At 61.9% G+C, this 12,470-nt stretch carries 2 protein-coding genes (1 of these 2 cut by a window edge); both read left to right on the plus strand.

Annotated features, from left to right (window positions below):
• Positions 1-11,617, plus strand: the 3' end of a protein-coding gene (locus NXS98_RS03565; RefSeq protein WP_283847097.1) for a proprotein convertase P-domain-containing protein. The gene continues 50,507 nt to the left of window position 1, outside the view; only the last 11,617 of its 62,124 coding nucleotides appear in the window; the start codon falls outside the window, past its left edge; the stop codon is at positions 11,615-11,617.
• Positions 11,602-12,465, plus strand: a complete 864-nt coding sequence (locus NXS98_RS03570; RefSeq protein WP_283847098.1) for a hypothetical protein — start codon at positions 11,602-11,604, stop codon at positions 12,463-12,465. Before NXS98_RS03565 ends, NXS98_RS03570 begins: the two co-directional genes overlap by 16 nt.
• Positions 12,466-12,470: the final 5 nt, after the last annotated feature.

Consider the following 12,470-nt stretch of genomic DNA (forward strand, 5'->3'; position numbering starts at 1 on the left):
TGGTGATGTCAATGGCGATGGTTTGGAGGATTTGGGATTCAGCATGCCGCGATTTGCGCTGCCCACGGTGGCCGAGGGGGCGTTGCCTTCCACTGGCCGGGTTTATGTGCTGCCGGGTCGTCCTGTGACGGCGCCCACAATGTTGCGGCTGGAACAGGATGCGGCCGCGGTGTTCAGCGGCGTTTCCCTGGGCGGCGGAATGTTTGCGCTGGGGGATCTCAACCGGGATGGCTACGACGACTTTGCACTGGCCCGCCTGCGGGAGGATGCGCTGCTGCCCGGCCTGCTGATTATCCTGGGGCGCGCGGACTATCAGCGGCAGGGCCCGCCGCAACGGCTGCTGGCGGATCAGGCGGCGGCCATACGCCTGCGGCAGTTGCCGCGGGATCAGTTTGGGGCGACGTCCCTGATTGGCACGCTGGCCGCCACCGCCGGGGATTACAACAACGATGGCAAGATGGATTTGGTGGTGACGCAGACGCGCGTCATTCAAACCACGGATTATTCGGACAATTTGAATCCGGGCGGGCAGTTGGTGCTAAACCGGCAGGAGCGGGGCCGGGTCATCCTATTCCATGGTGTCATGGACAAGGCCAGTGACCTGGTGCTGGATTTGCCTCCGGAAGGGGCGGCGCGCAGTGGCTATGGGGACTTGGTGGTGGAGGGCAGCGGGGAGTATGACCGGCTGGGCACCTTGCCGGGGCAGGCGGGGCTTGACCTCAACGGAGACCGCATTGCGGATTTGATGATTGGCGCTCCGTTTGCGGATGGCTTTGCCAGCGGGGTGGCGAGGGTGGATGCTGGGCGCATCTACGTGTTGTACGGCAACAATCTTCTGTTCCAGATGCCGGAATACTACGCCATTCTCACCAACCGCACCATCAGCGGGAGCGGGGATTATCTGGTGAACATTGGCACCGGACGCCCCACCATCTTCCGCGATAGCGATCGGGATGGCGACGGGTTGCCGGACGACAACCGTTACGTGCTCATGGCGGGTGAACACGAGCGGTGGTATCGGTTTACGCTGCTGGGCGATGGTCAGTCGGGGCAGTACTTGCGGCTCACGCCAGCGGCCCTGGAGCGGGTGAGCGAACAGGTCTATGCCATTGCCAGTGGCAATCTGGCGGATGTGGACTTCCACCTGCTGCCGGGCGGAAACACGCTGGAAGTCCGCTCCGCGTTTGGGTTGAGCTACGATTATTTTGAGTATGCCGGGGTGGAACAACTGGCCGTTGGATACTACTGGGTGCCGATCCAAAGCGGGTGGTCGTTCATCTGGACGCCGGTGCCCTACACGTACTCGATTACGAATTATCCGGAGAATCTGGCGGATGTTTTCACCGCTGCGGGCGCGCGGCGCACCAGCGGTTTTGCGGCGAATCTCGATTTGAGCCAGGCGTTGCGCTCGACCCTGTTTGCCCTGCGGTTCCAGGGCTTCATCCGGATTGGAGCGGGTGGAACGTATCAATTCTGGCTGGGATCGGATGATGGCTCGCGGCTGCTGATTGATTTGAACAATGACGGTGATTTCAACGATGCGAATGAAGTGTTGAGCAATGATGGTTTGCACGGTTACCAGGAGATGGCGTCGCCCACTCTCAACCTGGCGGGGGGCCGCTCCTATCGCATCCAGGTGGAATACTTCCAGCGCTTTGGTGGGGCGGCGTTGCGCCTCATGTATGGAGGGCCGGACACGGGCGGCGAAAAAGTGGACGTGCCGGATAGTGCCTACCGGAACGATGCCAATTTGCGCGTGGGCGTGATGGAATTCGACTTGTCTCGTTTCCTGCCTTATCTCAACACGCCGGAGAAAATCGAGAGCGTCAAACTATTCCTCCGCAGCGCCGCCGATGCCAGTGGTTCGGTGCCGCGGCATATCGTGGATGTGGCCGCGGCGGGCTATCAATTGTTCTTTGTGGTGAATGACCCGGCCACGCCCGCGCAATGGCAGCTTTATCACTCGGACGGCACGCCGGCGAATACGCGGCAGATTCGGGTATTTACCAGCCAGCCGCAGCAACTGACGCCGGCGGGAGACCAGATTTACTTTGTGCTCAACGGCAATCTCCTCTATCAGGCGGACCGCCTGGATGCGCGTCAGGTAGGCACGCTGGCCACTGGCGTGGCAACCGGTCTCAAGGGCGCCGGGGAGTCGCTGTACTTTGTGCAGGATCATTCCAGCGGCGATGACTACCTCTGGATGGCCCGCAATGGTTCGTTGACGCAGGTGCGTGATTCGGCGGGCAATCCCATCAAGAATCCCTCGCAAATTACCGTGGCCGGCGGGCAGAATGTGTATTTCATTGCGGATTATGGCGATGCCGGCACGGCGCTCTACCTGGCGCAGGACATATCCGTCAATCTGGTGCGGCAACCGGGGACGGCCACGGCCACAGCGCCCAAGGGATTGGTGAGTTTTGAAAATAGACTCTACTACGTGGGCGAGAGTTCGGGACAAACGCTGTTGTTCCGGGTGGAGGGTGGGACGTCGAATGTGGTGGGGGCGCTGGCAGGAGCAGACCATTACCAGTTCGTGCAAGCGGGCGGCCGCCTGTACCTTGCGGCGCGTGCCGCCGATGAAACCTCGCTGGGGCTGTTCCGTGTGCCCGCGGGCGGCGGCAGCGTGAGTTCGGTCAATTTTGAATCGGAGAGTGGTGGCGGCCTGGTCAATGTCTTCACCGAAATGATTGCTTTTGACGGGCGCGCCCTGGTGGCTGCCGTGGGGAACAAGGGTTACGAATTGTATTGGCTGGATGAGAGTGGCGGGGCGCCGGTGGCCCGGCTGGTGATGGACATCCGTGCTGGGAACGACTCCTCCAGCCCGGCGGAGCTGACCGTTTTGGCCAACACTTTGTATTTCACTGCGGATGATGGCAGTGGCATGCGCCTGTGGCGGCTTAATACTGGCGGCTCGCCGGGCACGCCTGCCAAGGTGACCTCCGGCAGCCTCGACAGTCTGGCCAACCCGCGCTACTTGACGGTCGTGGGCACGGATTTGTTCTTTGCGGGCGGCACGGTGGGCAGCCAGAAACTTTACCGTCTGAGCACGGGGAATACGGCGGTGGCGGGCACGTATGGGGATAATCCGGAAGACATCGTGGCCACGGCCGATGGCACCATGCTGGTGTTCTCCGCCAGCACGAGCGGGCAGAAGATTCGGTACCTCTGGACTTCGGCCAATGGGGTGCAGCAGATGGTGGGTGGCAGCCGTCCGAGTGTGACCGTCGCGGTGCCTGGACTGAACAACGACTTCCGCGTGACTGCGCACAACCCGGATACCGGCCTGGCCGGGGTGCGGGTGGTGCTGGTCAACAATCCGGGGGCCTCAGCGGCTGACAAGGTTACGTACACTGGCGGGGTCATCACGATCAACATCAATCCTGGCGTCACCACCGCCAACACGATTGTGGGATGGATTAATGCGGATACGGAAACTTCCACCGTCTGGGATGCGGTGGTGGTGAACGATGGCGGCGGCAGCGCGGGGACGGGCGTGGTCAACCTGGCGGATGCCACGACCAGCGGCGGCAATGATGGGGTCAAGGCCACGGCGGTGATGACTGTGCAGAGCACGCTGCCGGCGGGGGCGGTGACGCTGACCTTTACGGCCAAGACGGTGGGGGTGGCTGCCAATGGCTATGGCTTTACCCTGCTGGACAACGGCACGTTGACGACCAACACCGTTGGCTCACTTGGCTCCGGGAGCAGTATCATCATGAATATTGCCAATGGAGTGACGACTTATGGCACGTTGAAGACCTGGGTGCAAAACAACACTGACTTTACGCTGACCGTCACCGGCGCGGCTGACGGCGACGCCATTACCTTCCTGCCTGTGACGAGTAACAGCCACGCCAGCGCCACGCCGGCCACAGCGTCCTTGGTGGTGGGCAAACAGGGTGGCGGTTCCGTCACCTTCTCCCTGATGGCCACCTCGGCCAATAATGGGGTGGCCTTGAACCATACGCGCATTTTCGTCTTCGACGATGGCACGGTCACGGGGAACAACGCCACCGTGACCTACAGCGCGGGGATGCTGTCCATCAACATCAACTCGGGGACCACCACGGCGGGCACGGTGATTAGTGAATTGACCGCCAACAACCGCTTCACGGCGACACTGGCGGCGGGGTTGAACGGCGATATTCTGAGCGTGCCCACGGCCACTTTTGCCGGAGGCGCAACGCCCGCCCAGGCCACCGCGACCTTGAACGGTGTGACGGTGACCCGGAGTGCCAATGTGTCCGATACGCTCCGGGTGCGATTTAACGTGAGCAATTCCTACAGCGACAATATTTCGGCGGTGTATGATGCGACCTACAACAGCAATCAAGGGTTGTTGGACATTTTTGTCAAAGGCAATGCCGGGGTGACAGCGTCCGACATTGCCACGTGGGTGAACACGGGGGCCAACCATACCGGCAGCAACAATTTGGCCAGCTTTGTTGCCCGCTACTCCATCTCCGGCGGCAGCACCACCATCAATTCCGGCGATGATGGGGACGCCACCAACCTGAGCGGGGGCACCGATGGGTATGCGCGCGCGACGCTGAACAGCGTGTTGGGCGGCTGGAGCCTGGTGGTGCGCGCGCCCAACACCGGCACGGCCTACAATGGGGATGTGGTTTATGTGTTGGACGATGGCACGTTGGGCAGCGGCGCCGCCGCCGCCACTTACGATACCAGTGGCACACCCGATTACCTCCGAATCAACATTCGCGGCAGCAGTGCGCTGGCGACCACGGTGACCGATGCTGTGCAGGCGGTATCGCATGGCGGCAACAATTTTGTGGTGGAATCCACCTCGGGCGCCAATGCCGAGGCCGCTTATGCCAACACCGGGAACTCGGGGGTATCTGCGCAGACGCTGATATTGGGTGGTGGCCAGAACGATGTGATCGTGAAGACCAGTGACCGGCTGGTCACGCTGCGATTGATTCACGATGGCACGCTGGCAGGCGGCGTGCCCACGTTGAACGGGACGTACACGCCCGGCGTCAGCACGGAATTGCGGATCAACATTCGCAGCGGGGTGACCACGGGATTACAGCTTAAGAATTTCATAGACGGACTGGCGACCTTTGACGCGGTGCTTACCGCCAGTGATGGCGGGGTGAACGATGGCAGCGGAGTGGTGCACCCGTGGGGCGTGCCGGTGACCTCGGGCGGAGGGGTGGATGCGGCCTTTGCCAGCGTGTTGATTACGCCGCCGGGCACATTTAATGACATCCGCCTGGTGGCGGTCAATCCGGGGGCTGTGTTCAACGGGGTGGTGGTGAAGTTTGACCGTTTGACCGATCCCAATGCCACCAACGCTTTTGTGACATACAATCACAGCACGAAGGTGCTGACCGTGCTCATGCGGCCGGGCGTGACCCCGGTGACGGACATCATGGGAAAGATAAATGCGCTGCGGGTGGACGTGGTGGGAGATGCCACACCGGATCCCGTATGGATTGCGGGTACGCCGGTGGTGGCCGTCGCGGGCACGCAGGTGGATGTCACCGTGGGCGGCAGCGGGTCGGCCCGGGCCACGGGGACATTCACGGTGGGCGGCGAAACGATTCGCATCACCGCCAACAGCACCGGGGCGGCGTATAACAACACCGATGTGGTCATTACCAAGAGCCTCACTTCCGGCGTGGCCAATGCCAATCTGAACACCAGCGGCGGCGCGGGCAATTATGTGCTCACCCTTAATTTGCGGATGGATGACAGCTCGACCGTGGAGGACATCATCGCGGCCATCAACACGACGGCGTTCACGGCGGCCAGTCCCACGGCCGGCACGGGCGCCATCAACGCGGCCGATGGTGTCACGACGGTGTTGGATGCCACGCGGCACGTTTCGGGCGAGAAGTTTAATGGGCGTTATTACTTTGTGGCCTGGAGCAGCTCGGCGGGAGAGCAGTTGTATTACCACACGGGCGCGGCGGTGTCATCTTCGCCGGTATTTGACGCGGTGACGGCAGGTGCGGCCAACCCGGCGGATTATGTCATCACGGTGCTGGGGGTGTTTAACAATCGCCTGTTCTTCACGGCAGGGGTGGGCGCGCAACAACACCTGTATGCCCTGAACACTTCTGACGTGGCGACCGCGGTTACGGTGAATGCTGGCGCCAATCGTTTGATGAACATCTCCGGTTTCCAGGTTCTGGGCGGACAGTTGTATCTCTCCGCGGACGACGGCGTCAACGGGCAGGAGCTGTATCGCAGCGCGGACGGGGTGGCGTTCACGCGGTTGCAGGTTAATACCAGTGGGCCGTCCAATCCGTTGGAAGCCACACTGGCGGGAGGGACGGTGTATTTCACGGCGACGGCCACCGGAGCTGAAAGCGGGCGCAGTGTTTATGATGTCTCGGCGTTGAGCACACCGCTGACCACGCAGGAAGTGGTGCGGAATCCGGGGCTGTTGGCGGCGTTGAATGAGGGGCTGGTGTTCAGCCTGGGCAACGACCTTATGAAGGCCGAAGGCGCCAATGCTTCATTGATTGCCACTCTGAGCCAGTTGCAGGGGAAAGCCTCCAATCCTTCTGTGGGGACGCCTTATGCGTTGATGACGGTGGGAGCCCGGGTGTTTTTCGCCACCAATTTGGCGACCGGATTCCTGCTCTGGTCCACGGACGGCACCTTGGGCAATACGAATTACGTCAATTCCGCGGATCAACTTTCCGGTGGCTCGACGACGCTGGGGCGCATCCTGGATGTGGGTGGCCAGATGTACTTCACCGTGCAGAATGCCAGCCTGCCATTGCCGCACCTGCTTTACTACTTCAACAGCAACCTGCCACCTTCCAGCCTGCAGATTGTCCAGTTGGATCGGCAGGCCACCGCCTACGCCCTGCTCACTCCAGGCCGGGATGGTTTGTTCTACACGGTTAATCAGCAGCTTTACGTGGCGCATCCTGGAGGGCGGGAAGCGCTGGTGGGTTACGGCAACGCCCGCCATCTGGCCACGGTGGCGGAACGTTTGTTCTTTGTGAACGGGCCGGAGGGCGACATCTACCGGAGCGATCCGGCGCCCAGCGTCCAACAGCGCAACACCCGCCTGCTGGCCGACTTTGGGGGCGCGCGCCTGGCGGGGTATGTGGTCAAGGTGCTCCACGGAGAAAGCGATGGGCGAGTAACGCCTGCGGACGGCGCGGCCGGTGTTTCCTACACCTTTAGCATGCCCACGGGCGAGACCGAGGTGGATTTGACCAGCGTGGTGCGGGAATTCCTGCGCCTGGGATGGACGCGGCTGGCGATACGCATCGAGGCGCTGACGGCCAAGCCGCTGCTGATTTATACGGCATTAAATGACGGCGGCGGCAGCACGCTGACGGCCACCATCGCCCGCCAGAATGGCATCGTGGCGGATGTGTACACCGCCGAGGGTCGGCGCGTGGCGCAGGGACAAGCGATCATTGATCTGCGCAACCTGGATTCCGGCACCTATTACTTGCGGGTATATGATCCGTTTGCCGAGACGGATGGGGGGAGCGCCACCTCGGTGACCGATAATTCCGGCAACCGCGTGCCGGCGCCCACGCAACTGACCGAGGTGAATGGCACGCTTTATTTCCTCACGGCGGGCAAGCTCTGGTACACCAGCGGCACGATTGCGTTGGAGGTGCTGACGGCCGGCGGCGCTTCGCTCAGCGGCACCATCAGCCAGTTGACCAATGTCAACGGGGTCCTTTTCTTCGCCCGCCAGAATGGGGCCAGCCATGAAATATGGCGAGTGGTGAACGGCATTGCGGCCCAGGTTGCGGGTCCGGCACTGAGCGGGGCGCCGGCCCAATTGACGGCGGTGGGGGGACGACTGTTCTTCACGGTGGGCGGCACGGAATTGTGGGCGACCGATGCGACGCCCGCCCTGGTGCGGGTGGCGGATGGCCTGACGCAGATTCAAAACCTCACCGCCGCAGGCGCCCGCCTGTACTTCACGGTCAACAACGGCGCATTGCGCTACTCCGATGGCACCGCGGTCTTCACGCCAACGCTGGCCGAACTGATGCCGGGCAGCCGTGCGGCGGAGGCGGTCACCATGGCGGGTGGATTCTTCTACTACACTTTGAACAACTCGGCCACCGGCCGGGTGGAAGTGTGGCGCGCGACCTGGAATGCGGGCAATACGCTGGCGGCGCAGCAGGGGCAACTGGTGGCCGTGCTGCCGGCGAACAGCAGCCAGGCGCGGTTGTTGGGGGTGACGCACAATCTGGTCTATTTCACGCTGCAAAGCGGGACGCAATGGCAACTCTGGCGCACCGACGGCACGGCGGCGGGGACCATCCTGATCGCCAACCTGCCCGGCCCGGCCAATGCGCTGGCGATTGAACCGCCGTTCCAAATCCGTCTGGTCAATGACGGGCGGGTGACCGGCAGCAACCCGCCGCTGGTCAGCTTTGCCGACAACGTCTTGACGATCAGTCTGGATCCGGCCAACACCACCACGCAGGCCATTGCGGATGCCATCAACGCGCTGGCCGGCTTCCAGGCCACGGCGAATCTGAACGCCACGTTCCCGACCACTGGATTGACGGAGACGAGTCTTATCGGCGGAGTGGCCGCGGCTTATGCTTCCTTCGTGGTGCGGCCGGCCGGTGCCAACAATGACTTTATCATCAGTGCGGCCAAGGATGGCCCCGCTTGGGACGGCAAACAACTGGTGTTGGTGCATGATGGCAGCCTCGCTCCCAGCGCCGTGCGGGTGGATTACGACGGCCAAGTGCTCACCATCACGTTGAACAGCGGTCAGACTTCGGCATCGGCCATTGTGGCAGCGGTGGACGCGTTGGACGACTGGAATGCCCGGGCGGATACCGCGCTGGAAACCGGCAACACACTAGCGGGCACGGTGGACATCACCACCGTGGCGGCACCCACCAGTAGCTTCGTTTCGGCGGGTGGCATCTTGGGAGTCAGCGCCACGGCGCGGCTGGCGTTGCCGGGAGCGAATAATGATCTGGTGCTCCTGGGTGACCGGCTGGCAGGCAGCTTGTTTGGCGGGGTGGTGGTGCGCGTGGTGGACACGGGCAAGGTTAAGAATGGCCAGGCGTTGCTCAACAACAATCTCCATATCGCTCCCAATGGCCAGCGGTCTGGAGTGGTGGTGGTGGACATCCAGACGGGAGTAACGACCGCTGACACGTTGCGTGGGCTTTTGCTGGCGGTGGGGATTACGGCCACGGCTGATACCACGGTGGAAACCACCAATGATCTTTCGGGCGCCGTTCATCTGGCGCCGCCCACGGTGGACGTGGGACGCATCGCTCTGGGTATTGGCGCTCAACCGCAGGCCCTGGTGGTGACCCATAGCAACTTCCTGTTCACGGTGGAAGTGCCGGGAGGCTTCGAGGTGTGGCGGTTGGTGGGGGCCTCGGCGGTGCAGGCGGCCGGCGGAATGCCCGGCCAGGTGGGCCATTTGACCGCAGTGCGCGACAGTCTCTATTTTGTCTCCAACAATCAAACCGCAGCGCCGGCCCTGTGGCGCACGCAGACCCGTCTTACGGGGGAGATATACTTCCAGTTCCTTGCCAACCTGCCCGGACCGGTGCTCAGCATGCAGCCGGTGAGTGACCGGGTATATATGGTGGTTGATCGCACGCCGGCGAATCCGGGCGACGGCGTTGATTTATGGGTCAGTTATGAAAATGCAGATGGCACCCAGACCACCGCTTTTCTGCGGCGTTTTGCCACCGGCTTAAGCCTCATGGCCTCGGCCGAAGCCCCCAACTACGTCACGATTGGCAGTCGTACCACCGAGCGCGCCGCCCGGGTGGATGGTGTGTTGTATCTGGTCAGCGGCCAGCAGCTCTGGCGTATTTATGACAACACGGAGCGTTACGTGGGTGAATTGATTTACACTGCTCCGACGGGGGCGGTGATAGCGGCGCTGGAGGTGGTGGAGAATACGCTCTATTTCCGGCTCGATGGCACGCAGGACCAGCTCCTGCGGGTGGAGGGCATGACCAAGGAGGTGGAAGTGGTCTTTTCGTCCACCGCCATCTCGCAAATGCAAGGCGCCCATGGCATCCTGTTCTTCAACGGCGCTGTTTCGGGCAATGAACAACTGCTGCGCACCAACACACTGAACGGCAACCTTTTCTATGCCATTGAAGCCTGGGCGCCGTTTGCCGGGGAAGCGCGCCCGGCTTCGGACCGCGATACGCTGCGCGGCGGGGAGGGGGACGATGTGTTAATTGGCGGGGCCGATGCGGATGTTCTCATGGGCGGCAGCGGGCTGGACTTCTTCATCGCTGAAGGCTGGGAAGTGCGTGATTTGGCGTCCGGGGAGTCCATCAAAGCGCCCATCACTGCTGATTACGCGATTAATCAGCCACGGCCTGGTGACTTCGAGGTATATGTGGCAGACGCCAATCTGCGGGCGGCGATTGCCCGAGCGCTGGGCATGCCGGTTACCGTGGCCTGGGACGGCAGCCTGCTGGCCCACGGCACCTTCCATGCGTCGCGTTTGTACTCCATCACCCTGTTGCAGGCGGCGTTCCTCAATATCACCGATCTCAATGGGCTGCGCTTCCTGGTGAATTTGGAAATCCTGAACTTGAACGGCAACCGGCTGGCTAATCTGAATGAGCTCACCCCGGGCACAGATTCGGCGACGGGCGCAGCCGTGGGACTCACGAAGTTGCGCTATCTGACGCTGGACTACAACCAGGTTCCGCTCGACATCGCGGTGCTGGCCGACAACCTGATTGCTCCTTCCCTCCGGGGGGTCAGCTTTGATGGGGTGACCTTCACCCACGCCAATTATCTGCAATGGCTGGCGGCGCTCAACAACCTGCAGTTTATGAGCCTTAATGGGGTGTCGCCGGTGGTGGTGCAGACGCGCCTGGGTGAGGTATTGGGAGCGCCCACGGAGATTATCTCGCAGGATGGCCAGGGAAATACCCTGCCGGCAGGCACGCTGGTGCTCAGCGCGGGGGCGTATGCTTCGCGGCGCTTTGATATTGGCGGCGGCGTGGATGGGAACGAGCACTTCCAGGTGGTCAAGTCCGGGAACCAGTTCATCGTCACCTTCTTCCAGAACGGGGTGCTGATGGCCACGGAAACTTACACCGACATTATCGGCCTGTATTTCGACGGCGGTTATGGCGATGACATTCTGGACGTGGACGATTCGGTGAACGTGCCGGTGCTGGCCTACGGTGGCGCGGGCAATGACCGTTTGCGCGGCGGGGGAGCGTCCAACACCCTGTACGGCGGGGAGGGTCATGATGGGCTCATCAGCGCGAGCGGCAACGATCTCATGGCGGGTGGACCGGGCGATGATAGTTACCGTTTCTCCAACGCCTGGGGTCAGGATGAAATCATTGAGTACTTCAATGAAGGGGAGGATACCCTTGATTTGGGCAACATTACCGACACCGTTACCGTTGAATTGGGGATTGGCACCACCTCTGGGAGCCACTTCATCCGCCATGAGGGCAACCGCCTGGAACGCATTCTGGCCAATCCCGCTGCGGCCGGCGTGCAGTCGCTGAAAGTGGCTGCCGTGGCGGACCAAGTGGCCGTCTATGCCGCCAAAGTTGTGTGGGGCAATGATGCGCCGGATTCAACCAAATTGAAATTGAGGCCAGCGGTGGCGCCATTCAGGTGGCGGGCGAGTTGACTTTTGCGCAAGGCGTGCTGTTGACCGCCGATACGCTGCAGTTGGGCGCCACGATTCGCGCCGGTTATATCTCCCTTTCCGTCGTGCAGCCGCTGGTGATGAGCCAGCCGGAGGGCGCGGCGCAGGGCGAAAACCGTCCCATCCTGCTGCAGGCGGGCGCGCTGCGCATTGAACACGCGGGCGGCGTGGGCAACCTCGCCACACCTTTGATCACCCAGGTGGATCACTTGGAAGTCATCACGCGCGGCAGCGACAGCAATGCAGCGGGGGTTTACCTCCTCGAACTGGATGGGCTGACGGTGGGCAATGTTCAAATTCCAGGCCTGAGCGAGAATCGGAGCGGGATCGAGACGCGCGGTGGTGATGTGTTCCTCATGAATCTGGCCGGGGTTCTGGTCATTGCTGCGGACTCGCCTGCTGCCACGGGTATTGAGGCGTGGGGCGGGGACATTGTGCTAACCACGGATCGGCTTTCCCTCCTGGCCCCGGTGCGCAGTTGGTATGGCGGGATGACGGGGGGCAGCGATGCGCAGCGCGGCACGTTGGTATTGCAACCGTTGAATCCGTATCAATCCATCGGCGTGGGCCGGGGAGCCAGCGGCGCCTTCTACCTTACCAATGCCATGCTAGAGTTCATCATTGATGGTTTCGAGGATAGTGTGCCGGGCGGCTACGATGGGATTACCCTTGGCCGTGCCGACGGCCGGCATATCATTGAAATTGGCAGCTATGCCTATCGCGATTCCGTCACTTTCCGCGCGCCAAGGCTTGGCGGTGGAATATTTGTAGTGGGCACGTTAAGCACGATTGCCGAGGCTCAATTGCGGTTGATTGGCCCAACGCAATAATAATG

The organism is Fontisphaera persica (assembly GCF_024832785.1).
Lineage (GTDB): Bacteria > Verrucomicrobiota > Verrucomicrobiia > Limisphaerales > Fontisphaeraceae > Fontisphaera > Fontisphaera persica.